Source organism: Brachybacterium sp. GCM10030267, from assembly GCF_042666875.1.
Taxonomy (GTDB): domain Bacteria; phylum Actinomycetota; class Actinomycetes; order Actinomycetales; family Dermabacteraceae; genus Brachybacterium.
The window spans coordinates 125,396-149,672 of sequence record NZ_JBHTCX010000008.1 but is presented as its reverse complement, the minus strand read 5'-3'; the positions used below and the strand labels follow the sequence as shown (position 1 = coordinate 149,672).

Here is a 24,277-nt window from a genome sequence, read left to right as displayed (position 1 = left end):
CGCTCCGTGTCGCGTTTCGCCATCGTCCACCGTGCACCGAGGTCCGCCCGGCCGAAGGCTTCTGCTCTCGCGAGCTACTCGAGGAGGCATTTTGCCGGTAGGCGGAGCGAGAGGCGGCTCTGCGGCGTATCAGGCCGTGAAGTGTCGGTGCCTCGGCTGGTTCTGCCAGGGCCCGTAGGGGCCTTGCCGCGGGGTCGAAAGAGACGATTCCTGTGACCGTCTCGAGACATTCCGGAGGCGGATTTCGAGGTATCCAGAGGCGTGGCGTGGTGTTCAATCATCCATGGAACACCACCCGAGTCCATAGTGAACGGCGGGCGGCCGAACAGGCCGAGCGGTGTCTTCTCCTCCTCAGGTTCTAAGTAAGGGTCACGATGGCTCCTCAGCTCGGCGCGCTCAAAGGTAAGAAGAAGATCGGCGTCATCTCCGCACTGTCATGTTGCGGATGCGGTGGGCTCGCGTTTCTCCTGGTGATGATCACCGGCGTCCTGGGAGCGGTCTTCGCTCCTCCCGTGGACGAGACGCCGTCCGATCAGCCCACGGTCGCTGCCCGCGAGGCCGACGCTGAGACGGTCGCGCCGGAAGCGGCGACGGAGACCGCCACCCCGCCGCCGACCAGCACGCCGACACCGACCCCTACGCCGACCGCCGCGCCCGAGCCGACGCCTGACCGCTCGAGCGCCCTCGGCGTTCTCGCCGGGCTCGAGGTCAAGGGCCGCGCGCCGAAGACGGGCTATGACCGCGATTCCTTCGGGTGGCGCGATGACATCGACCGCAACGGGTGCGACACCCGCAACGACATCCTGCGCCGCGACCTCAGCGACATCGTGCTCGAGTACGGCACCGAGGGGTGCGTCGTCCTCTCCGGCGTTCTCGCGCCCTCGCCCTACAGCGGTGCGGACGTCTCCTTCCACCAGGAGGACGACAACTCTCTCGATATCGATCACGTCGTGGCTCTTTCCGACGCCTGGCAGACCGGCGCCGCGCAGTGGGATGAGGAGAAGCGGGTGGAGTTCGGCAACGACCCACTCAATCTGCTTGCAGTGGAAGACTCCCTGAACCAGCAGAAGGGTGATGGGGACGCCGCGACGTGGCTTCCGCCGAACAAGTCGTACCGGTGCGAATACGTCTCTCGGCAGCTAGCGGTGAAGGACAAGTACGGCCTGTGGGTCAAGCCGGCCGAGAAGGACGCCATCGAACAGGTCCTTGGTGATTGTGAGGGCTTCGCCGCATTCGCTGACGACGAGGTCACGCCGGACCGCTGGGAGGGCGATGGTGCGCGCGAAGAGGCCGCCCCGGAACCCGAGCCCGCCCCGGAACCCGAGCCTGCCCCGGAACCCGAGCCTGCCCCGGAACCCGAGCCCGCCCCGGAACCCGAGCCTGCCCCCGAACCGGCTCCCGCACCCGAGCCCGAAGAACCGGCCGGCGGCAGCGTCCACTACAAGAACTGTGATGCGGCACGAGCGGCCGGGGCGGCGCCGGTGCGCGTCGGCGACCCCGGCTACTCACGCAAGCTCGACAGGGACGGCGACGGAGTCGGCTGCGAGAACTGACCGGACGGGACCGGGGCGGGGAAGCGCGTGGCGTGCCGCGAAGAGTGCACGGGAATCAACAAGTTAACCCGGCTGAACCCTGAGCGTCATCGGGTGGCTACGGCCCGGTGACGTGGGGCTCATACCGTCGAGCGGCCCGATCCCCGGCGTCGCCCCCGGCGACGCGCATCCCCGCGAAAGGTCCCCGCCCCATGAGTCCCTCCTCGCCGCCCTCGGCGCGCGCCGCCGTGCCTGCCTCCCCGATGCGCCGCAGCAGCTGGCTGCTGCTGGCCCTCGCCCTCGCCGCCACCTCGCTGCTGTGGTCGCCGACCGCTCCGTCGGCGCACGCGGACGGGGAGGAGGGCTCCCGCTTCAGCCTCGCCGTGCTGCCCGATACGCAGTTCTACTCCCGCTACGCCCAGTCGAACTTCATCCCCGACTACGGCACCGATCCCTTCAACGTCCAGACCCAGTGGCTGGCCGATCACGCCGACGAGCTGAACATCCCCTTCACCGCGCACCTCGGCGACGTCGTGGACCAGGCCGGCGTCCAGGAGCAGTGGGAAGTGGCCGACCAGGCCATGGCCACCCTGGAGGAGGCGGGCATGCCCTACTCCATCCTCCCCGGCAACCACGACGTGCTGGACTCGAACGACCAGCTCACCGACACCGACTACGACCTCGCCGCCGAGCCGTTCGCCCAGTGGTTCGGCCCCGAGCGCGCCGCCCAGCAGTCCACCTACGGCGGCAGCGACCCCACCGGCCTCAGCCAGTTCCACCTCTTCGAAGCCGAGGGCCAGCAGTTCCTGGTCCTCGCCCTGCCCTGGCGAGCCTCCGAGCAGACCCTCCAGTGGGCCCAGGGCGTGCTGGATGCGCACCCCACCGCGCCCGCCATCCTCACCACGCACGACACCATCGCCATCGACACCGAGGGCCAGGGGTTCACCAGTGACTACGGCGAGCAGCTCTGGGACGGCCTGATCGCCGGCAACGACCAGATCTTCCTCACCCTGAACGGGCACTACCACGGCGCCGCGGTCACCACCCGCGCCAACGACGCCGGCCACGACGTCACCCAGATCCTCATCGACTACCAGATGGCCCAGGACGGCGGCAACGGCTACCTCGGCCTGCTCGAGTTCGACCTCACCCGCGGCGGCATCCACGGCGAGACCGTCTCCCCGTGGGTCGGCCAGAAGTCCCAGGACCAGCTCACCCAGTTCGACCAGCCCGCGCTGACCGGACCGGCGCAGAGCTTCGACGTCGACATCGACTTCGCCGAGCGCTTCGCCGGCTTCGCGCCGGACTTCGGTCCGGGGGAGGGGCTGTACCCCTCGCTGTCCCAGCGCGCCGTCGACCTCGTCACCGACGGCTTCAGCGGCGTCCCCGAGAACAGCACGCAGGAGCCGGGCTCGGCCCAGGACTACGTGCGCGCCCCGGGCACCCTTGCCCACTGGCGGATGGACGCCCCCGAGGGCACCATCGAGGAAGGCGCGGTGATCGAGGATGCCGCCGGCGACAGCGACCTGCACCGCGTGAGCCTCGAGGAGTCAGGGTCCAGCGAGGCCCAGGTCCAGGACGTCAGCATCGAGCGCGAGTCCCAGCGGTACTCGGCCTCGGGCAGCTCGGTGTGCTTCGACGACTCCAGCCGGGAGCGCTTCAGCTACCTCAGCACCGACCCGGAGGCCGCGGTCAACAACGCGGACCTCTCCGGTGGCTACACGATCGAGACGTTCCTGAAGATCGACGAGGACTGGAGTGAGTCCGCCAACGGCTGGAGCAAGGCCCTGGTGCGCAGCGGCAACCGCTCCCAGATCGAGGGCATGCCCTGGTCGCAGTGGGACTACACCGCCTCGCCCACCGCCCTCGGCGTCTCGAACCTGCGCGAGTACCAGTTCACCACCGTCGGCCAGGACGCGGCCGCCGGGGACAAGACGGCATGGTCCGGGGAGATCCTCCCGGGCACCTGGAACCACGTCGCGATCGTCAACGACCCGGCCACCGAGGACATCGTCATGTACGTCAACGGCGCGCCCGTGCTGCGCACCTCCCAGGACGTGCTCGGCCAGTCCTTCAACGAGTCCATGCCCTGGATCATCGGTTCGGACTGGGTCGACGACGCGGCCACCAACGGCTGGCACGGCTGCGTGGGCGAGACCCGCATCTCGGATCGTCCCCTGGACCAGGACCAGTGGCTGACCGCCCGTCCCGATCTGGGCACGCTCGCGGTGACCCAGCAGCCCGAGTCCGCGGTCGCGGCCGGTGAGGACGCTGTGCTCGAGGGCACCGGAACCCCGGGCGCCGAGGTGCGCGCCGTGCTGCCCGGCAGCGGCGAGACCCTCAGCGCCGAGGTGGCGGGCGACGGCACCTGGGCTCTCACCGTTCCCGGCGACCGGCTCTCCGACGCCGAGACGGTGCTGACCCTGGACCAGGGCTTCGGTGAGCGCCGCTCCGAGGCCACAGAGGTGAGCATCCCGGTCGAGGCCGACGGCCACGGCCACGGCCATGGCAACGGCCACGGCAACGGCCACGGCCACGGCCACGGTCATGGCAACGGCAACGGCAACGGCCATGGCAACGGCAACGGCAACGGCCACGGCCACGGTCATGGCAACAGCAACGGCCATGGCAACGGCAACGGCAACGGCAACGGCAACGGCCATGACAAGGGCAACGGCGGCAGCTGAGGTTCCGGGCCGGGCGGTCCGGGGCACGGCCCCGGCGGGGCTCATGACCACGGCGACCTGGCCCGCCGCCCCGTCGGGCACCGGTCTACGGGGTTGACCGCGGCCGACCCGTCGGCCTGAGCAGGGGACGGCCCGGCGACTGAGCGCTCAGTCGCCGGGCCATTCGCCGACGAGGCGCTCGAACGTGCGCGCCCCGCCGCGGTCCACGGCCGCCTTGATCGCCGCGTAGATGGCGCCCTGCAGGGCCGAGGCCAGAAGCACCTCCCGCAGCGGGAAGTCGGACTCCAGCGCCTTGGGCGCCTGACCGGCCTCCTTCGGGGTGACGAGCTTCCAGACCTGCTTGAACAGCACGCCCGCGAGGGCGCCGCTGACGACACCGCTGAGCAGCCCGATGGGGCGGTAGAGGATCTTCGCGGACGTATGCGTCGACTTCTTGTGAGGCATGAACGTGCTCCTTCCGGACTGGCGGTGCTGGACGTGCGGGCGATGTCGGCGGCCGGGATCGACGGGCCCGGGCTTCCCGGCTCGAGTCGATTCCGGCGCGACCTCGGCTCAGCGCGCTGCGCGAAGTCCGCGGCTGGCGCCGGCCTTGCGCGTAAGGCGTGCCGGGACGGCGGCGCGCGCCTTGTTCTGCAGGGGCGCCGGAGCGGCGGTGCGGGCCTTGCGCTTCAGCCGCTCCGGGGACGCGGCGCGGGCTTTGGCCTCGGCGCGCGCTGCGCCTGCCACGCGCCCTGCCCGGGCGGCGCGGCCCATCCCGGTCGCGCCCACCCGACGGGCAGTGGGCGCGGGTTTCGAGCGCTTCCCGCCCGTGGCGCGCACGATGATCGCGGCGACAGTTGCCAGGGCCACCGCACCGGCTGCGCCCAGAGCCGTCCACCCGTTGCGGTTGGGACGACCCTCGGCGTCGGTGAGCGCCTCCCGCGCCTGGGCCACGGAGGTCTGGGCCTTGGTCCGGGCAAGCTCGACCTGCTCTCGGGCGCGAGTCTGGAGCTCCTCGGCCTTGTGGCCCGCCTCGTTCTTGAGGTGCTCGGTCTGGGCCTTCGGGTCGAGCTTCTTGGACAGCGCCTCGACGGTCTCGCCCATCTCCTCGCGGGTGCGGGCGATGTCCGCCTCGAGCGCCTCGGGGGAGTCGTCCTCGGCCTTGACGGCGTCGGACTCGGCCTCGGCCCGTGAACCGTCGCCGGCGGCCCGGCGGCCGGTCTCGGAGCCCGGGTCGGTGGCGGGCCCGGGGTTGGGGTCGGTCTGCGAGGCGGGGCGCGTGTTGGGGGTGTGCTCGGCTTGATTGCCCGGACCGGCGGTACTGCGCTGGTCGGGCTGGTCGTGTCGGTCCTCGGGGGGCAGGGCTGTGGTCATGTCAGATCCTCTGCTTGATCTCGTCGGCATCCTGACGAACCGTGGAGACGGTCCGCTCGGGCGTGGGGGACAGGTCCTCGGCCTTCTTCTTGCCCATCAGGGCGGCGATGCCGGCCGCGATGAAGACCACGACGGTCACGATCAGCGCTGCGGCCCAGGCGGGCAGGAACAGCGCCAGGACCAGCACCAGCGTGGCCAGGAGCATGCCGAACCCGAACCAGGCGAGCACGGCGCCGGCACCCACCAGACCTGCGGCGGTCCCGCCCTGCTTGGCCTTCTCGGTGTACTCGGCCTGAGCGAGCTTGAGCTCATCGCGGACCAGGCGCGAGGTCTGCTCGGAGAGCCGATCGACCAGATCGGCGACGGATGGTTCTCTCGATGGATCGGGGACTGTCACCGGATACTCCCTTCGGATCCTCAGCTGCGGATATCCCTGTATGAGTCTCTGCGGCCGGCCCGCATGACCAGGCGGTTCGCGCGGGCCCCAGCGGTGGGACGAGCCATCAGCCACAGCGGACGCTGTGTGATGGGCCAAAGCCTTCGGCAGGCGTCGCCACCCGTCAAGAAGTCGCGTCGGCCCCCACCGCCGAGCCAGCTAGTGACCTGCACGTTCGGTGACGGACCGGATGGACGGTGCCCTCGACCGCATGGTCGCGAACCGGGCGGCCAGACGTGATGGCCGCTGACGTGCGCCGGAACCCTCCGGACCGCGCCGAGTGGACGCCGGGGTGTTCTCTGCCCGGCGCCGGCATGGTTCGATCGCCGCACGAACGCGAGAGGTGTCATGCGGCGAAAGGACTCGGCGATGTCATCGAAGAGCACAAATCCCCCAACGAGCACTGAGCCATCGAGGAGCACGAGCCCCACGGCGGGCACCGAGACGTCCGTGGGCAGTCACCCCGCTGATGCCCCGCACCCTGAGGACTCGCGGAAGCCGGACACCCCGGCCGACGTCACGGCCCCCTCCTGGCGGTACGTCCTGCGCACCACGATGCGCGAGTACTCCGCCGACGGCTGCAGCGATCTCGCCGCCGGCCTGACCTACCGCACCGTGCTGTCGATCTTCCCGGCCCTGATCGCCCTGGTCTCCCTCCTGAGCCTGGTGGGCCAGAGCGAATCCACCGTCACCGCCGTGCTCGACCAGGCCCAGGGCATCGTCCCGCCGGACATGTGGCAGACGGTGCGGCCCGCGCTGGAGTCGATCCTCACCGCGCCGGCCGCCGGGATCGGCCTGATCATCGGTCTGCTGACCGCGCTGTGGTCCGCCTCGAGCTACACCAAGGCCTTCGCCCGCGCGATGAACACCATCCACGACGTGCCCGAGGGGCGCGGGGCGATCAAGCTGAACCTGCAGATGTACCTGCTGACCGCGCTGTTCCTCCTGCTCGGGGCGGTGGGGCTGCTGATCGTCGTGCTCTCCGGGCCGGTGGCCGAGGCCGTGGGCAGCGCCATCGGGCTGGGCAGCGTGGCGATCACCGTGTGGTCGATCGCGAAGTGGGTGGTACTGGCGGCCGTCGTCGTGTTCACGATCGCGCTGCTGTACTACGCCACCCCGAACGTGCAGCAGCCGAAGTTCCGGTGGGTCAGCATGGGCGCACTGCTGGCCATCATCGTGGCGGTCCTGGCCAGCGTCGGCTTCTTCCTCTACGTCTCGAACTTCGGCAACTACAACGCCACCTACGGGGCGCTGGCCGGCGTGATCGTGCTGCTGCTGTGGATCTACATCATTAACGCGATCCTGCTGTTCGGCGCCGAGGTCGACAGCGAGATCGAGCGGGGCCGTGAGCTCCAGGCCGGCATCCCCGCCGAGGAGGAGCTGCAGCTGCCGCCACGGGACACCAAGGCCAGCGACAAGCGGGCGCGGAAGTACGCGGAGGACGTCGAGCGGGGGCGCAACCTGCGCAAGAGCGCCGGTCGCAGCCAGGAGAACCCGTCCGGTGGCCGGGAGGGCTCGTCGGGCCGGCGCGGCCAGGAAGGCTCGTCCGGCGGGCGCGGTCAGGAGGGCTCGTCGGGCCGGCGGAAGCGGGGCCGTTCCTAGTTGTCCTCTCTCCACATTGGCGCCAGCATGTGCACCGATAGCTCTATATAGCGCCTACGTGTGCACATGCTGGCTCCAATCCGGGTCCGCCGCCGGATCATGGCAGGCTTCGCGTTACTCGGCTGGCCCCATGTCGCCGGTTGGCTCCATGTAGCTGGGTCGGCCTGTCGTCACTCGGCTGGCCCCCTGCCGCTGGCTGGCCCCACGTCACTCGATCTCGAGCAGCTTGCCGCTCTTGGAGAGTTCCGGGTCGGTGCAGGAGGCCAGGTCGAAGCAGCACGGGCGGCGCTTGCCGGAGCGGAGCTTGTCGATGGAGACGTCCACCCGCCGGGCACGCGTGTCGGGGTTCTTGGTGGCCCGCACCCAGCGCACCCACTCCCAGCGCGCCATGGGCGTGATACTCGCCCAGGTCTGCTCGAGGTCCTCCGCCTCGGACAGTGCCGTGCCGAGGTCCTCGGGGATCTCTGGTTCGGGCCAGGTGGCCGACGGTGTCAGGGTGAAGGCCACGGTATCGCCGTCGTGCAGGCCGGCGGACTGTCGCAGGTCCGTGTCGATGGAGAGCCAGTGGCCTTTGCGTCCGTCCGGCTCGACCACGGTCTCCAGCGCGACGCCGTTCAGCTCACCGGTGACCGCGACCTGACCGCGGGAGGGGAGCTGCGCGCTGGCCTCGTCCGGCAGCGGGAGGATCAGGCGCTCGCCGATGGCGCGCACACGCGCGTGGCCCTGGATGGCCGGCGCCTTGGAGTCAGATTGTGACGCGGTGCGTGCAGCCATGAGAGTTCTCCTTACCTCGGCGCCGGTGCCGTCACGGGAGGTGGGGTGGATGAGGAGCACCGGATACGTGCTTCCAGGATAGAACCGGCGTCGCAGAGGCGCTTCTCCGTTCCTGACCGGGGCGGGCCGGATTGCTGACCGGGGTGAACCGACTCGACGGTCGGCGTCCCGCCCGAGGTGCCCCTACTCCTCGCGCTGGCGCCGGCTGACCCACAGCGCGGCAGCTCCGCCACCGAGCGCGAGGGTCGTCAGTGCCGCTGCTCGGCCCGGCTCGGTGCCGGTCTCGGCGAGTTCGTCGCTGCGGCCGTCCGAGGTGCCGCCATCGGAGCTGTCCCCGGTGGACGCGTCGCCGTCGGCCGCGCCGTCGTCGTCCGCATCAGGACCGGTCGAGCCGCCACCGCTGAGCAGTTCGCCGATCAGCAGGGCCTGGGCAGCGGCCTGCCGGGCCGAGGAGTTCCGAGCCTGATCGGGCTGGAAATCGTCCGTGGCAGGCTCGGGCGAGGCGGGGCGCTCCTCGGGCCGGGCGGGCCGGTCGTCGCTCCCGTTCGGTGCGGGATCCTCGCCGTCCTCCCTGCCCTCGTCATTCCCGGGGGCGGGGTCGGCCGGGGGAGTGGTCGTCGAGGTGTCGCCATCCTCGGCCGGCTCGTCGGGTCCGGTGCCGTCGTTGGGCGCATCAGGGTTCTGCCCGTCGTCGGCCCCGTCGTTCCCGTCAGCCCCGTCGGCCCCATCAGTTCCGTCGTTGCCGGCCGGATCATCGGAAGCGTCATCGCCGTCGGCGCCGGATCCGGCTCCGTCATCGCCGTCCGTCGCATCATCCCCGTCGGCCCCCTCCGACCCGTCGCCCTGGTCGGGCGCGGTGCCGTCGGCATCATCCGGGCTGGTCGGGTCCGGGCTGGTCGGTTCGGGGTCCTCGGTGGGCTCCGGCTCCGGCTCGGGGTCCGAAGTCGGTGAGGCGGACGGGTCCTCCGGCGGCTCCGTCGAATCGTCGGGCGGTTCCGTCGGCTCCGGCTCCTCTGTCGGCTCCGTCGGCTCCTCTGGCGGTTCCGTCGGGTCCGGCTCCTCCGTCGGCTCGGGCTCCGGTGCCGGCTCCGCCCCGGTCACGGTGAACTGGCCGGTGACCTGGTCTCCACCCGCCTCGACGACGAACGAGTAGTCGCCCGGCACCTCGGGGCCGTACGTGGACGAGAGGGTGCCGTCGCGATCAGAGGTGACCGGGATGGTCTGCGGGCCGGTCCCGGAGGGGCCCGCGATCTTGATCGTGCCCGGGGAGTTCGCCGGGAAGCACTCACCGGTCATCGTCACCGTCTCGCCGGGCGCGATCTCGGAGGGAGAGGCCGAGACCCGTGCGCTGCTGCACACGTCCCCGGTCATCGGTGCCGTCTCGGCGACGCCCGGCGCGATGAACACAGCTGCCGGAGCCAGCGAGCACGCTGCAGCCAGCAGCAGCCCGGCTCCGATCCTGGCGGTGGCCGGGCGACGGCGGGTGGTCACAGGGAGAACTCCTCGAAAGACACGGGGGACCGTCATACTCTATGGGGAGGTCCCCCCGTTGTCCCCCGCATGGAGTTCATCCTCGGGCAAACACTTCGTGAACGACCTCTTCGGTGTCGACCTGAAGGAGCCCGCCATGACGCAGGACGAAGGACCATTCGTCGCTCTCGACGAAGGCCCGAGCCCCGACCGCCTCGACCGTGCCCACGAGGGCGCCGTCGGCACCGCCCCGGCTCCGGCGCTGCCCCCGCTCACCGACGCCGAGGCCCAGGACATCGCCGCCGAGGCTGATGCCGTGGTCACCGAGGTCGCCTCGATCGTCGAGGGCAAGAGCGAGGTGGCCCGCATCGCCGTACTGGTGCTGCTGGCCGGCGGGCACCTGCTGATCGAGGACATCCCCGGCGTCGGCAAGACCATGCTCGCCAAGTCCCTCGCGGCCGCCCTCGGCGCCGAGCGCCACCGCATCCAGTTCACCCCGGACCTGCTGCCGGGAGACGTCACCGGTGCCAGCATCTTCAACCAGGCCACGGGGGAGTTCGAGTTCCGCCGCGGCGCCGTGTTCACCCAGATCCTGCTGGCCGACGAGATCAATCGCGCCTCCCCGAAGACGCAGTCCGCCCTGCTCGAGGCCATGGAGGAGCGCCAGGTCAGCGTCGACGGCACCACCTACGAGCTGGACGAGCCGTTCATGGTGGTCGCCACCGCCAACCCGGTCGAGATGGAGGGCACCTACCGCCTGCCCGAGGCGCAGCGTGACCGCTTCCTCGCGCAGACCACGATGGGCTACCCCATCCAGGCCGCCGAGACGCGCATGCTCGCCGCCCAGACCGGCCCCGTCCCCGAGGGCGACCGCGAGACCCTCGACGCCGTGCAGCGGCGCACCACCCCGGAACGCATCGCGGCGCACGTCCGCGACGTGCGCCGCGTCCATACCTCCCCGCTGATCCTGGACTACGTGGTCCGCCTGGCCGACGCCACCCGCTCCCACCCGCAGGTCACTCTCGGGGCGTCCCCGCGCGCGGCGGTGCACCTGGTGCGCGCGGCGAAGGCCCACGCCGCCCTCGCCGGTCGCACTTTCGTCGACCCCGAGGACATCCGCTCCGTGTTCATGCCCGTGTGGCGCCACCGCATGCACCTGACCCCTCAGGCCCTCTCGCGGGGCGCGAGCGCGGGCGATCTGCTCGACCAGGTGCTGCGCAGCACCCCCCAGTCGTGACTCCGCGCCCGGGGACGGTCCTGCGGCCCACCGCTCGCGGCATCGTCGTGATCGTGCTGGCCGTGGCCTGCTGGGTGCTGGCGGACCTGACCCGGGTGATGCCCGCCCGCTATCTCGCCGCGGCCCTGCTGCTGGCTCTGCTGATCGGCGCCGCCGGGATCCTGATCTCCCGCATCGGGCTGGATGCGCGGCGCCAGGTGCTCGACGACGCCGTGCCCGTCGGCTCCGTGGCCCGCGTGCAGCTGGACCTCGTCGGCCGGCCCCCGCTGACCGTGCTCCCGCTGGGCCGCGGCGCCGTGCGCGAGCACCTGCCCGCGGCCCTCGGCGGCCAGGGCGACCTCACGCTGGCCCGGCACATGCCCCACGTGCTGCGCGTCAGCCACCGCGGCCCCCACGAGCTGGGGCCGATCAGCATCATCGTGCGCGACGTGTTCGGGCTGTTCCATCTGCGCCGCACCATCGAGGACGGCCAGCGCATCACCGGACTGCCGGTCGTCGCCGAGCTCACCCCCGCCGCCGCCCGCGCCACCGGCATCACCCGCGAGGGCACCGTCGGCGCCGCCATGGCCCCCGGCGTGGGGGAGATCGGGCCCATCGCCCGGCCCTACGCCACCGGGGACGACATCCGCCGCATCCACTGGCGGGCCAGCGCCCGCACCGGCCAGCTGATGACCCGCGAGGACGAGCCCGCCGAAGGCCACAGTGCCGTGGTCGTGCTGGACACCACCCGGCGCGGCGAGCCCGATCCGGAGGTCGAGGACCGCCTGGTCTCCCACGCCGCGACCGTGCTGGAGTCCCTGGGCCAGAACGGCTGGGAGGTGCGCGTGCTGGAAGCCTCCGGGGACGAGATCACCCGCACCGGCACCCGCCGCGGCCTCTCCGGCACCTCACCGCTGGGCAGCGAGGCCGACGCGCTCGAGCAGCGCTCCTCACTGATGGCACTGGCCGAACTCGACTTCGACGACGACTGCACCGGTATCGGCCAGGACCACGCCGCCGGGCACACCGCCCTGGCCATCGCCCTCGGGCCCGACGACGGCGAACCGTTCGCCGGCCTCGAGCTGGACCGCTTCGCCGGTCGCGCCGCGAACCGCACCGCCATCGCCCTGCGGGCCCTGCGCGAGGACGACGAGGACTCCGGACGGCGCCGGCCCGCCCGCCGGATCGGCCCCGGCGCGGAGGCCGACGAGACGGGGCACGACGGCGTGGGGGCCGACGGAACAGGGGCCGACGGGATACGGGCCGACGGGTCGCGGGCCGACGAGATAGGGGCCGACGGTGCGGGGGCGGACGGCCCTCTCGCCGATCCCGCCGTCGGCCCCGCGCCCACCCGGTCCCGGCTCGGGGCATGGACCCTGGTGCGCGGCACCACGGCCGACAGCCTGACCGACCTGCTCACCGCGGCCGAGGCGGAGGAGACACCATGAGTGCCCTGATCGGACGCCCGGCCCTGCGCGGCCGGCACCTCGTCAGCCGCTCGCTGCTGCTGCTGGTGGCGATCCTGCTGGCCTCGGCGCCCATGTCCATGCTGCTGGCGGGGTCCTCCTGGCTGATGCTGACGGCCGCGGCGGCGACCCCGGTGATCCTCGGCGGGATCGCGCTGCGCCAGGTGCTTCGGCACCAGGCGCTCGTGCCCCTCGGGCAGGTCATGGTGGTCGCGCTGCTGGTGCTCGTGATCGAGCTGTACCAGGGCGTGGTCCGGCTCGAGGACGGCCCCATCAGCATGATCACCGACCAGGCTGCGATCTTCCCGGCCGCCGTCAGCGAACTGGCCTCCGGCATGGCGCCGCTGAGCCTCGGCGCCCGCGCGACCGTCATCGTGATCCTGATGATGGCCCTGGTCACGCTGGTGCTGGACCTCGTCTTCGTGGACCTGGGGTGGCATACGCCCGTCGGCATCGCCCTGCTGTGCTTCCTGCTGGTCCCGGCCCTGCAGCAGCCCTCCGGCGGCCAGTGGTGGACGGTCGCCGCGCCCGTGCTCGCCGGTCTGATGATCCTGGCGACCCGCACCGTCCACGCCGACCCCTCCTATCTGGAGGGCGACCGCCGGCCGCAGGCAGGCCCGCTGGCCCGCCCCGGTCGCCATGCCGCCGTCACCGCGGTGTGCCTGGTGCTGGTGGCGGGGCTGGCCGCCCCGCTCGGCGCCGCGCTCCCGCAGGTCGCCTCGCCCCGCGTCGCCCTGAACATGGACGTGATCAACCGCTGGCAGAACCGCGACATCCCCCAGCTGGGCCCGGTGATGATCGATGACGACGTCTCGGTGCGCCGTTCCCTGCTGCAGCAGGAGGACGTCGAGGTCGCCCACTACACGACCACCGATCCTGAGCCCTCTTACCTGCGCCTGCGTACGCTGAACACCTACGACGGGGAGACCTACCGCAGTGACTCCGACAGCGAGCAGCCGGCTCTGAGCACCGCCGCGTTCTCCGACGCCCGCGACGACGGCGCACCCGTCTTCGGCGGCGACGACCTGGTCGAGACGCAGGTGGAGATCGGCAGCCTCGCCGGGGACCGGCTGCCCGTGCCCGACAACATCCGCGACATCTCCACCGCCGACCCGGCCGTGCTGGAGCAGCTCTCGCTGCGGCCCTCCAACGGGGAGATCGCCGTGGCCGGGAGACGCGCGGGGCTGACGGGCCTGCAGTACACGGTGACCTCCGAGGAGAGCAGCGCCAGCCCCGACCAGCTGCGCACCGTGGCCCCCGCCGTGTTCGAGACCCCCTTCGACGAGGGCTACACCTCCCGCGACGAGGTGCCGCCGATCGCCGCCGACCTCGCCGAGGAGATCGCCACCGATGCGGAGGCGGACAACGCCTTCGACACCGCCGTCGCCTACCAGGACTACTTCCGCTCCTCCTTCGCCTACTCCCTGACGGTCAGCACCCCGCCCGGGGAGGACCCGCTGGAGTCGTTCCTCTCCGACCGCATCGGCTACTGCGAGCAGTTCGCCGCCGCCTTCGCCCTGATGATGACCTCGCAGGGCTACCCCACGCGGGTGGCGATCGGCTTCACCGCCGGGGAGCAGGACGGTGACGAATGGTCCGTGAACTCCCAGAACGCGCATGCCTGGCCCGAGGTGTGGTTCGGGCCCCGGTACGGCTGGGTGCGATTCGAGCCGACGCCGGCCGCCGCGAACAACGGGGTGCGCCCGCCCGGCGTCACCGATGAGAACCAGGGAGCCGACGAGGCCGAGGAGCCGGCGCAGGAGGAGACGGAGCCCAGCCCGGAGGCGGCCGAGGAGAGCCCCAGCACCGAGGAGACCTCCTCCGAGGATCCGGAGGACTCCACGGAAGCGGCGGCATCCGACGGCGGCGGGCTGGGCAGCAACCCCGAGACCGTCAATCGCGTCGAGAGCGGGCTGGTGCTCGGCCTCTCGATCGGTGCCCTGGTCGCCGCGGCGGGCGCGGCAGCCGTGGTGCTGATCCGGTGGCACCGCATGCGACTGCGTGAGGACCGGTGGAACAGCCTGCTGCTCGGTGAGGGCGGCGGTGGCGATGGGCCCGGTGGCTCCGGCGGTGCCGGTGGCTCTGGTGGCTCCGGCGGGCCCGGTGGGCCTGGTGGTGCCAGTGGGTCCGCAGGTCCCGGCGGGACCGGCTCCGGGGCCGGTGACGGGATGGCTGCGGCGGTGCTGGCCGGCACTGCCTCCCCGACGGCCGTCGAGCGAGTGCGGCGCCGAGCGGGGGAGCTGGCCTGGTCCGAGCTGACCCGGGAACTGGCCGTCCGCAGCCTGGCGATCCGGTGGCTGGGCTGGACCGGCGCCTGGGGCGTCCCCCCGCAGACGCTCTCCCTGGACCAGACGCTGCCCCCGGCCCGCGCGCTGGACGACCTACTGGACCAGGCAGGCCAGGGCGACACCGAGGTCACCGACGAGCACCGCGCCGCCGCGGCCCGCATCGCCTCGGCCTACACCGCCGCCCGCTACGCCGCGCCCCTGCCCGAGGGGGAGACGCCGCAGGCAGGCGCGTCCCCGTCGCAGGTCGGGGAGGGCCCGCCGTACGCCGGCACGGATGCCCAGAGCGATCCGCGTCCCGACAACGTTCCCGCGGGAACGCATGGCGAGCGTGCCGGAGACGTTCCCGCGGGAACGCGCGGGGAGCGTGCTGGGGACGTTCCCGCGGGAACGCGCGGTGCCCAGCACCCGCTGCGCCGGGACGCCGACACCGTCGTGGAACTGGTCCGCAACTCGCGCTGACCCCTCGACGCCCACCCCGTGGTGCCCCCAGGCGCCCCGTGATGCGTCCCTGTCGTGGGTGCCGGCGGATCCCACGTGCCGCCGGTGCGCCCCACGTGCCGCTGGTGAATCCCACGCGCCGCCGGTGGATCCCACGTGCCGCCAGATCCGTGAAGCTGTTGGTATTACGCTCCGATTCCAACGGGGTCACGGATCTGTCGGCGCCCAGCCCGGCCCTGCCTCGTGCGCCCCGCCCTGCCCAGCCTCGCGCGCCCCGCCCTGAGACGCCGTCCACCGTGCGTGCGACCCGTCGCGTGCCGTGCCGAGGATAGGTACTCTGGGGCCGTCGTGCGCGCGGCAGGGCCGTCCTCGGGGGTGGATCCGGAGCTACGGAATGGGTCGGCGCGCTTTGCGAACGTCGTCTCGAAGGGGTCCCACCACATGTCCGTCACCGCTGGAGTGAAGCGGCGTCGCCGGCGCACCACCGTCGCCTCGAGCGCTGTCCTCTCGGTGATCGCCCTGGTCGTGACCGGGTTCGCGCTGAACTACCCGGGTCTGACGTCCTCGGACATCGAGAGCTCCAACGGCGGCGTCTGGGTGATGAACCAGCAGGACGGGCTGATGGGCCGGATGAACGTCGATGCCGGTGAGCTCGATGCACGCCTGGCGACCACGGGGGACGATCTCGACATCATCCAGTCCGGGACCACGGTGTTCGAGACCGGTTCGAACGGGATGACCCCCATCAACACCGCCTCGGTCCAGCGCGGCGGGCTGGTCGACCTGCCGCCCGAGACCGATGTGAAGCTCGGCGGGGACCGGGTGGTGATCGCCGCCCCCGACGGGCGCTTCTGGATCCTCTCGCCTGAGGAAGCCGCGGCGTTCACGCCCAGCGGAGTGGACCCCAACTACACCGCGGAGGACGGCGCGCCGCTGGTGACGGTCTCCAGCGAGGGCACCGTGTTCCTCCTGGACGGCGACCAGCTGCTGACGTTCCCCCACTCCCAGGACACGCGCACGACGAAGCCCGGGAAGCCGAACGTGGCCAGCAACGTCTCCAGTGACCCCGAGATGCTGGAACTGACCGCCGTCGGCGAGAAGCCCGTGATCCTGGACAAGGAGAACGGGATCCTGCGCGTCGGCACCGAGTTCAGGACGGTCGATCTCACCGATCAGGGTGTCTCCAGCCTCGAGTCGGCGCGCCTGCAGAAGCCCAGCCCCACCTCGAAGAACTTCGCGCTCGCGACCGCGGACAGCCTGTTCGTGATTCCCTTCAGCGGCGGCGATCCCCAGGAGATCCCGGCGGGCGGGACCGGCGAGCCGGTGGTCCCTGCCCAGGCGAAGGGCTGCGTGTACGGGGCATGGAACAAGTCGATGCGCTACGTGCGCGCGTGCGAGGGCCAGGAGCCCGTGGCCGAACCGGTCCCGGAGGCGGATACCGCGGGAGACCTGACCCTGCGCGTGAACAACGACCTGGTGGTCCTCAACGACCAGGAGTTCGGCCTCTCGTGGAAGATTACGGACAAGATGCAGATCGTCGATGACTGGGTGATCAACCAGGACATCAAGACGAACACGTCCGAGGAGAAGGAGAAGGAGACCCTCACCACCACGATCACGAACATCGCGGCCGAGCGCGACGAGGAGAACCGCCCGCCCACGGCGAACGACGACGAGTTCGGCGTCAGACCCGGCCAGAGCGTGGTGCTGCCGGTGACGAGGAACGACACCGACCCCGACGGGGACATCCTCACCGTCTCGCTCCAAGGGGAGCAGCCCTCGATCGGCACGGTCACCCCCATCCGCGGCGGGACGCAGATGCAGATCGAGGTCGCCGATGACGCCAACGGCAGCGCCTCGTTCACCTACGTCGCCGACGACGGCCGCGGGCAGAGCGATACCGCCACCGTGACCCTTGATGTGCACCCGGAGGGGGAGAACTCTGCCCCGGCGCCGGCCGAGGATGCCGTGACCAAGGTGAAGGTCCGCTCGGGCGAGGAGGTCAGCGTCAACATCAAGCCCTACTGGGAGGATCCCGAGGGTGACGCGTTCTACCTCGCCAACGCCACCACGCAGCCCGAGGACATCGTCACCTTCCGGCCCGACGGCCAGCTGACGTTCAACGACGCGGGCCTGGAGACGGGCACGAAGCAGGTCCAGGTCACCTTCCGCGACGAGTTCGGTGAGACCGCCGAGGGCACCGTCGAGGTCGAGGCGGTCAGCGAGAATGACATCCCGCCCGTGACCACCGCCGACCACGCGAGCGTCGTCGCCGGTCAGGACACCACCATCGAACCGCTCGCCAACGACCTCAACCCCAACGGCGGGGACCTCGAGCTGACCAACGTGTCCGAGACGGAGGGACTCGAGGTGGAGCCGGCACTGGATGCGGGCACGGTCTCGGTCTCCGGCGAGAGCCCGGGGACGTACTACCTCGAATACACCGTCGCCGCCGCCGGCTCCAGCACGGCCACCCAGGGTCTGATCCGCATCGACGTCATCGAGCCGGCCTCCGAGGAGCTCGCGCCGGTGGCGGTCGATGACATGGCAACCGTGACCACCGGGTCGGATACCTTGATCGACCCGCTGGAGAACGACGTCGACCCCACCGGGGGCGTGCTGGTGGTGAACTCCGTCTCCGTGCCCGAGAACAGCGGGCTCAAGGCGACCATCGTGTCCCATCACCTGGTCCGGGTCGAGGCCGAGCCGGGGGCCGAGGTCTCCGACGAACCGGTCGCGCTGACCTACGAGATCGCCAACTCCGCCGGCACCACGACCGGCACCATCCGCACGATGGTCGCCAGCACCGACACCCAGTTCGCCAATCCATCGGCGGTGCCCGACGAGGCCGTCGTCCGCGCCGGGGACATGGTCAACATCGACGTCGTCGGCAACGACGTCTCGCCGACGGATCTCGACCTGCACCTCGGCCAGATCCTCGACGACTCCGACGCCGAGACGAAGGGGCACGCCGAGACGCACGAGGACCAGCTGCGCTTCACGGCCGACGACGACGCCAGCGGCGAGGCGGTGGTGACCTACGAGGTGGTCGACGAGAGCGGTCGCACCGGCTCCGCCCGCGCCACCATCACGATAGTGCCCCGCGATGCGCCCAACACGCCGCCCGAGCCGGACAACCTCACCGCCCGCACGGTCGCGGGCACGCCGGTGCGGATCCCGGTGCCGACCACGGGCATCGATGCCGACGGGGACTCGGTGATGCTGACGGGCATCACCAGCCCCACCCCGCAGCTCGGCGAGGTCACCGAGGCCAACGGCCAATGGATCGAATACGTGCCGCACGAGGACGCCGCGGGCACCGACCGGTTCAGCTACCAGGTCATGGATCGGCACGGCGCGATCGGCACGGCGGACGTGCAGGTCGGTGTGGCGCCGCCGAACGAGATGAACCTCGAGCCGTACGCGGTCGACGACACCGTCGAGGTGAAACCGGACCGCGAGGTGCAGATCCCGGTGCTGGAGAACGACACGGACCCCGAGGGGGCGCCGCTCAGCGTCGTCCGCGAGGACGTCGAGGCGATGACGGACATCGAGGTGGCCGATCCGGAGCAGGAGAAGAACGACGGGGTGGTCACCGTGACCACCCCGTCGGAGCCCGGAACCCACACCGTGCTCTACAGCGCCTCGGACGGGCAGCTGAAGAGCTCGGCGACGATCACCATCAAGGTCGATCCCAATGCGCCCGAGCGCGCGCCGATCGCGCGGGACGACTTCGTCTCCGCCGAGGAGGTGCTCGATCCCGAGGCCGAGTACGTCGACGTGGACGTGCTGGCCAACGATTCGGATCCCGACGGCAGCACCAGTGCCCTGAAGGTCTCGCTGGACGAGGCTCCCGAGGGCACGCAGCTGCGTGACGACGGGATCGTGCGGGTGACCCCGCAGGAGGAGCAGCAGCGACTGCGCTACATCATTGAGGACGTCGACGGCCTGACCTCGGCCGGGTACGTCTGGGTGCCCGGCACCTCGAAGCAGGCCCCTGTGTGGGTGGGCGAGCCGATCCAGGTCCAGGGCGGGGCCGAGGCGACGGTGGACCTCTCCGACTCCGAGAACGTGCGGGTGCGGCCCGGCGCGGAGCCGGCGACGATCACCGATCCCAGCCTCGTCACCGCTGCCCACAGCGACGGCTCCGAACTCGTCCAGGACGAATCCACGCTGGCCTACCGCCCGGCGGAGGGCTTCTCGGGCAAGGACACCATCTCGGTGGAGGTCACCGACGGCGAGGTGGGCGACGCCACCGCGGCGACCGCGACCCTCGCGATCCCCGTGGAGGTCGCGCCGGAGGACTCCAACCTGCCGCCGACCCTGCAGGGCGCTGTGCTGGAGGTCGAGCAGGGCGGGCCGCAGGCGAGCGTCGACCTGGCCGCCTCCGCCGAGGATCCCGAGGGTGACGAGCTCACCTTCTCCCTCGGCGAGGTCCCGGCCACGGACGGCGTGAGCGTCGGCCTGGAGGGTTCGACCGTGACCGCGAAGGCCGGGGCGGAGGTGCCCAAGGGAACGATCGTGGACGTGCCGGTCTCGGTCACCGACGGGCACAGCGACCCGGTCCCGGCCAAGGTCCAGCTGACCGTGGGCGGCTCGAACCGGCCGCTGCTGGCCGCCGTTCTGGACAAGGACCAGATCGACGCGGGGCAGACCAAGTCCATCGACGTGCTCGCCAACGACTCCAACCCGTTCCCCGGCGGCAAGCGCGAGGTCGTCAGCCCCACCATCACCAGCGGTGAGGGAGAGATCGGCCTGGACGGGAACAAGGTCACGATCACCCCGGATGCCGGCTTCCACGGGATCCTGACTGCGCAGTACGGCGTCAAGGATGACACCGGCGACCCGGACCGGCAGGTCACCGGTGAGATCCGGGTGACCGTGCGTGCCGCGCCCGAGCCGCCGTCGGCCCCGCGGATCGGCGAGGTGGGCGACGGGTTCGTCGAGCTGAACTTCAAGGCCGGGGCCGACAACGGTGCCCCGATCACCGGCTACGAGGTCTCCACGGCCACCGGGCCGTCCGTGACGCAGGAGTGCGCCTCGACCTCGTGCACCATCTCCGGGCTGCAGAACGACGTGGAGTACACCTTCCAGGTCGTCGCGAACAACGAGGTGGGCCCGTCGAAGGCCTCGGTGGCCTCGGCCACGGCACGGCCGGACGTGCGCCCCGAGAAGCCGGAGACCCCGTCGGCCCAGCGCGGCGACCAGCAGTTGACCGTGGGCTGGAGTGCGCCGGTCAATCATGGCTCCGCCATCCAGAAGTACGACCTGCAGATGCAGGACACCGCCACCGGTGAGCTCCACACCCGCGAGGTGGAGTCGGGTTCGACCGAGCTCGCCTGGGAGGGGCTGACCAATGGGACCGATTACCGGTTCCGGGTGCGGGCCCACAACCTCGCCGACCAGCCGTCGGACTGGTCGGGCTGGTCGCGGGCGGAGCACCCGGCAGGCAAGCCCGCCGCCCCCAGCGGCACCGCGACCGCTGAACGCGTCAGCACTGCGCTCGGCGGCAGCGTCAAGGTGACCTGGCCGAAGATGACCACGGCCGAGGCCAACGGCGAGCCGATCACCGAGTACATCGTCAAGGCCTCCTCCGGCGCGGAGCAGACGGTCGATGCGAGCACGAGGTCGGCCACCTTCAGGAACCTCGACCGGAACAAGGAGCACACCTTCACCTACATCGGTGTGAACTCCGTGGGCCGCGGCACCGGCGCGTCCTCGCCGTCGGAGGCCGTCGTCCCCTGGGCGGTGCCGGATGCTCCGACCGGGGTGAAGGCCTCCCTGCCCAGCGAGGGCAAGGGCGACGGGCCGAACGGGCGAGCGCACGTGGAATGGAATACCGCCGAGAGCAACGGCACCGAGATCAAGGACTACGTGATCACCTGGTCCGGCGGCGGCAGCAAGGTCGTCGACAAGTCGGCGACCTCGGCGGACATCAGCGGACTGACCAACGGCAAGGCCTACAGATTCCAGGTCCAGGCCCGGAACCGCTTCACCGAGAGCGACCGTTCCGGTGAGTCGAACTCAGTGAAGCCCTACACCAAACCGGCGAAGCCGCAGGTGTCGATCTCGACGAAGAGCTGCACGAACAGCAAGACGTGCCCGGTCTCCGTCACGGCGGAAGCACCCGGCGGCGATGGCGGCGGGGGCGGCAAGACGCTCGAGGTGTGGGTCGACGGATCCAAGAAATCCGTGAACGGCAACTCCTATTCGACGACCATCACGGCGAAATCCGGTTCGAGCCACAGCATTGAAGCGCGCGTGGTGAACGGCAAGGGTCTCTCCAGCGACAAGGTCTCGCAGAGCAAGAAGGCCCAGACCTATACTCCGCCGGATCCGGCCATGGACGGTGGCGTGACGTGGGGGGACACGGTCCCTGCCGGCACCGACGGATGCGACAGCGGCAACTGCCGGTACTTCCGCTTCTCGCTGAAGAACCTTGAGCCCGGCGCGACGTACAAGGTGACGCTGTCCAACGAGGGCGAGACGAACTACAAGTGCTTCGACCTGAAAGCCGGCAGCAATGGCCGGGCCACGACGGCGGCGAGGTCGAACTTCTACGGGTATGTGCGCGGTGGGGAGCCGGACTGGCCCCTGACGATCAAGGTCGGCCGCAAATGCGGGAACACCAAGGTCGTGGCCGACGGCATCTACATGCCGAGCTGAGGGGCGAGAGGCCTTGCCCGCGTCGGCCACGGGGGCTCGCCATGGGAGACGGTCGCAGCGGCTCGCCGTCGCCCGCTGGTGCGGTGGCCCGCCGTGACCTGCCGATGCCGCGGCGGGTCTCTTGGCACGGGAGCGGTCGTCGACTACTGGCGATATAGCGGGAACCGATCCTCATAGAGCAACGGCACCCGCTCCTGATAACGGCACCCGCTCCTGATCCAGTACCCGACGACGAGGCACTCGCGCGAAGATCGCTAGGCTGGTGCGGCGGTGCGCCCGGGAGAGCGACGGTAGTCCCGGAAGAACGGCGGTCCGAGCAGGAGAGGAGTCGAGGATGTCCCATCCGGCAGGGAACACGGGGTGCGGCTGCGGCTGCGGTACACCCTCGCGCGATCAGTTCGTCGAACTCGGCTCGACCCGTACCGGGCAGACCGCCACGGGTGACGGCGCACAGCCTCGGCACGGCATCGAGCAGGTCCGCGTGCCCGCGGGGACGTTCACCATGGGCGACTCCTCGGGCGACCGTAATCGGGCCGACGGGGAGACCCCGCGCCACCAGGTCGCCCTCAGCGCCTTCGAGATCGACGCCACCAGCGTGACCAATGCCGACTTCGCCCGCTTCGTCGAGGCGACCGGCTACCGCACCGAGGCCGAGACCTTCGGGTTCTCCGCCGTGTTCCACCTCGCCGTCGCTGCGAAGGACGAGGAGATCATGGGCCCGGCCCAGGGCACCCCGTGGTGGCGCGGCGTCCAGGGCGCCGACTGGCGCCACCCCGGCGGCTCCCGGTCCGGCATCGACGGGCTCGAGGACCATCCCGTCGTCCACGTGAGCTGGAATGACGCCGTGGCGTACTGCGAATGGGCCGGTCGCCGCCTGCCCACCGAGGCCGAATGGGAGTACGCCTCCCGCGGCGGCCTCGAGGGCGCGAAGTACCCGTGGGGCGATGCGGAGGTCGACGAGGGCGGCTGGCGCGCCAACATCTGGCAGGGCGACTTCCCGCGCGTGAACACCCGCGAGGACGGCTTCCTCACCACCGCGCCCGTGCGCACCTTCGAGCCCAACGGCTACGGGCTGTGGCAGACCGTCGGCAACGTGTGGGAGTGGTGCCAGGACTGGTACCACCCGGCCACCTACCGCCGCGGGACGACCGCGGAGCACCGCACCACCGCCCACGACCCCGTCGGCCCCGAGGACGGCCAGGCCCGGGTGATGCGCGGCGGCAGCTACCTCTGCCACATCTCGTACTGCAATCGGTACCGCAACTCGGCCCGTTCCCAGAACACCCCGGACTCCTCCATGGGCAACGGCGGATTCCGCACCGTCGCCCTGGTCGGCGGGGACGGCCCCGACTCCTCGGCGACCCCCCGAAAGGCCGACGCATGAACGCTCCCCGCCGTTTCCCCGCCTCCGTCTACCGCGACGGCGAGGAGCCCGATCCGCGATTCAGCCTCGCCAACGAGCGCACCTTCCTCGCGTGGCTGCGCACGGCGCTGGCCCTGTATGCCGGGGCGTTCGCCCTGGAGGCTCTCGCTCTGCCCCATGCCGTCGGCTGGCGCGTCTCCGCCGCCTCGGTCTTCCTCGTCCTCGGCACCATCGCGTCCCTGCAGGCGTGGCTCGGGTGGCGCGCCACCGAGAAGTCGCTGCGCCACGGGAGCCCGCTGCCCGGCCTGGCGGTGGGTGCCGTGCTGGTGGTGGGCATCATCATCGCCGCGGCACTGGTGTTCATCGGGTTGGTGGCGTGAGCGACGAGAACGAGCACGAGCACGAGCACGACGGACCCGTCGGCCCCGCGGGGGACGACGACCGTGAAGCCACCGGATCCGCGGGCCGCGGCGACCGGGGCGAGGCCGGCGCAGCCGGTGACCCGGACGGCGTCCAGGACGCGAGCGTCCACCCCGATCCCGCGGAGGCCGACGGCGAGGTGGCGCAGCCCGGTCAGGACGTCACCTCGATCTACGATCCGGGACTGCAGCCCGAGCGCACCCTGCTGTCGTGGCGGCGCACCTGCCTCGCCTTCGGGGTCGCGAGCCTGGTCGGGATGCGTTTCACCGTCGAGCAGCTGGGCCTGTTCGGCGCGGTCGCCGGGCTGGTCGGCGCCGGCCTCGCGGTGCTCGCCTACGTGCTGACCGCCTCCGGCTACCAGCGGGCACAGGACTCGCTGCTGGGACTGGGGCAGCTGGCCCGCGACGGCAAGCCGATGCTCGTGGGCACCGCGGCCGTGCTGTGCATCGGGCTGGTCTGCGCCTCGTACCTGGTCGTCAACCTCATCCGCTGAGCGGAGTCGAGGGCCCGACCGCCTCCCTCGTTGCGACGCCCGAAGCCGTCGGCCCGTGGAACCAGGACGCCGT

Annotated in this window: 15 protein-coding genes; 10 read left to right on the top strand and 5 right to left on the bottom strand. The window is 71.2% G+C overall.

Going from position 1 to position 24,277, the window contains the following annotated elements; translation table 11 throughout:
- Positions 1-374 precede the first annotated feature (374 nt).
- Entirely contained in the window at positions 375-1,553 is a 1,179-nt protein-coding gene (locus tag ACFQS2_RS07535) for a DUF1524 domain-containing protein (RefSeq protein ID WP_377793220.1), read from the top strand.
- Positions 1,554-1,744: 191 nt separating this feature from the next.
- On the top strand, positions 1,745-4,219 hold the full coding sequence (locus ACFQS2_RS07530; RefSeq protein WP_377793219.1) for a hypothetical protein: 2,475 nt from the start codon (positions 1,745-1,747) through the stop codon (positions 4,217-4,219).
- 147 nt (positions 4,220-4,366) lie between these two features.
- On the opposite strand, the gene ACFQS2_RS07525 is transcribed toward ACFQS2_RS07530, so the two are convergent.
- The 3 genes from ACFQS2_RS07525 to ACFQS2_RS07515 form a co-directional block, all read right to left on the bottom strand.
- On the bottom strand, positions 4,367-4,663 hold the full coding sequence (locus tag ACFQS2_RS07525) for a DUF4235 domain-containing protein (protein WP_377793218.1): 297 nt from the start codon (positions 4,661-4,663) through the stop codon (positions 4,367-4,369).
- A 108-nt stretch (positions 4,664-4,771) separates the two neighbouring features.
- Positions 4,772-5,572: a DUF3618 domain-containing protein gene (locus ACFQS2_RS07520; protein WP_377793217.1), complete on the bottom strand. Its 801-nt coding sequence runs from the start codon at positions 5,570-5,572 to the stop codon at positions 4,772-4,774.
- A 1-nt stretch (position 5,573) separates the two neighbouring features.
- Positions 5,574-5,969, bottom strand: a complete 396-nt coding sequence (locus ACFQS2_RS07515) for a phage holin family protein (protein WP_377019305.1) — start codon at positions 5,967-5,969, stop codon at positions 5,574-5,576.
- Positions 5,970-6,458: 489 nt separating this feature from the next.
- Between ACFQS2_RS07515 and ACFQS2_RS07510 the strand changes: the two genes are divergently transcribed.
- Positions 6,459-7,610 carry a YhjD/YihY/BrkB family envelope integrity protein gene (locus ACFQS2_RS07510; RefSeq protein ID WP_377793216.1) on the top strand — a complete coding sequence of 384 codons (1,152 nt, stop codon included), beginning with the start codon at positions 6,459-6,461 and terminating at the stop codon, positions 7,608-7,610.
- A 207-nt stretch (positions 7,611-7,817) separates the two neighbouring features.
- On the opposite strand, the gene ACFQS2_RS07505 is transcribed toward ACFQS2_RS07510, so the two are convergent.
- Positions 7,818-8,384, bottom strand: a complete 567-nt coding sequence (locus ACFQS2_RS07505) for a YdeI/OmpD-associated family protein (protein WP_377793215.1) — start codon at positions 8,382-8,384, stop codon at positions 7,818-7,820.
- Positions 8,385-8,567: 183 nt separating this feature from the next.
- Positions 8,568-9,875 (bottom strand): hypothetical protein, encoded by a 1,308-nt coding sequence (locus ACFQS2_RS07500; protein ID WP_377793214.1) that lies wholly within the window; start codon positions 9,873-9,875, stop codon positions 8,568-8,570.
- A 136-nt stretch (positions 9,876-10,011) separates the two neighbouring features.
- On the opposite strand from ACFQS2_RS07500, the gene ACFQS2_RS07495 reads away from it, so the two are divergent.
- From ACFQS2_RS07495 to ACFQS2_RS07465, 7 genes are all read left to right on the top strand, one after another.
- Positions 10,012-11,091, top strand: a complete 1,080-nt coding sequence (locus tag ACFQS2_RS07495; protein ID WP_377793213.1) for an AAA family ATPase — start codon at positions 10,012-10,014, stop codon at positions 11,089-11,091.
- Positions 11,088-12,518, top strand: a complete 1,431-nt coding sequence (locus ACFQS2_RS07490) for a DUF58 domain-containing protein (protein ID WP_377793212.1) — start codon at positions 11,088-11,090, stop codon at positions 12,516-12,518. The genes ACFQS2_RS07495 and ACFQS2_RS07490 overlap by 4 nt, the downstream gene beginning before the upstream one ends.
- Positions 12,515-15,283, top strand: a complete 2,769-nt coding sequence (locus tag ACFQS2_RS07485; RefSeq protein WP_377793211.1) for a transglutaminaseTgpA domain-containing protein — start codon at positions 12,515-12,517, stop codon at positions 15,281-15,283. The genes ACFQS2_RS07490 and ACFQS2_RS07485 overlap by 4 nt, the downstream gene beginning before the upstream one ends.
- A gap of 420 nt (positions 15,284-15,703) precedes the next feature.
- A complete protein-coding gene (locus tag ACFQS2_RS07480; protein WP_377793210.1) occupies positions 15,704-21,928 on the top strand; it encodes an Ig-like domain-containing protein in 6,225 nt (2,074 codons plus the stop codon).
- Positions 21,929-22,262: 334 nt separating this feature from the next.
- Positions 22,263-23,312, top strand: coding sequence for a formylglycine-generating enzyme family protein (locus tag ACFQS2_RS07475; RefSeq protein WP_377793209.1), 1,050 nt, complete (start codon positions 22,263-22,265; stop codon positions 23,310-23,312).
- On the top strand, positions 23,309-23,671 hold the full coding sequence (locus ACFQS2_RS07470; RefSeq protein ID WP_377019317.1) for a YidH family protein: 363 nt from the start codon (positions 23,309-23,311) through the stop codon (positions 23,669-23,671). The genes ACFQS2_RS07475 and ACFQS2_RS07470 overlap by 4 nt, the downstream gene beginning before the upstream one ends.
- Positions 23,668-24,204 (top strand): DUF202 domain-containing protein, encoded by a 537-nt coding sequence (locus tag ACFQS2_RS07465; RefSeq protein WP_377793208.1) that lies wholly within the window; start codon positions 23,668-23,670, stop codon positions 24,202-24,204. Before ACFQS2_RS07470 ends, ACFQS2_RS07465 begins: the two co-directional genes overlap by 4 nt.
- The last annotated feature ends 73 nt before the right edge of the window (positions 24,205-24,277 follow it).

Excerpts from the sequence above, each read along its gene's own strand:
- ACFQS2_RS07475 (WP_377793209.1), top strand. The coding sequence starts at position 22,263 with ATGTCCCATCCGGCAGGGAACACGGGGTGCGGCTGCGGCTGCGGTACA.
- ACFQS2_RS07495 (WP_377793213.1), top strand. The coding sequence starts at position 10,012 with ATGACGCAGGACGAAGGACCATTCGTCGCTCTCGACGAAGGCCCGAGC.
- ACFQS2_RS07520 (WP_377793217.1), bottom strand. The coding sequence starts at position 5,572 with ATGACCACAGCCCTGCCCCCCGAGGACCGACACGACCAGCCCGACCAG.
- ACFQS2_RS07470 (WP_377019317.1), top strand. The coding sequence starts at position 23,309 with ATGAACGCTCCCCGCCGTTTCCCCGCCTCCGTCTACCGCGACGGCGAG.
- ACFQS2_RS07480 (WP_377793210.1), top strand. The coding sequence starts at position 15,704 with ATGTCCGTCACCGCTGGAGTGAAGCGGCGTCGCCGGCGCACCACCGTC.
- ACFQS2_RS07505 (WP_377793215.1), bottom strand. The coding sequence starts at position 8,384 with ATGGCTGCACGCACCGCGTCACAATCTGACTCCAAGGCGCCGGCCATC.
- ACFQS2_RS07525 (WP_377793218.1), bottom strand. The coding sequence starts at position 4,663 with ATGCCTCACAAGAAGTCGACGCATACGTCCGCGAAGATCCTCTACCGC.
- ACFQS2_RS07530 (WP_377793219.1), top strand. The coding sequence starts at position 1,745 with ATGAGTCCCTCCTCGCCGCCCTCGGCGCGCGCCGCCGTGCCTGCCTCC.
- ACFQS2_RS07535 (WP_377793220.1), top strand. The coding sequence starts at position 375 with ATGGCTCCTCAGCTCGGCGCGCTCAAAGGTAAGAAGAAGATCGGCGTC.
- ACFQS2_RS07485 (WP_377793211.1), top strand. The coding sequence starts at position 12,515 with ATGAGTGCCCTGATCGGACGCCCGGCCCTGCGCGGCCGGCACCTCGTC.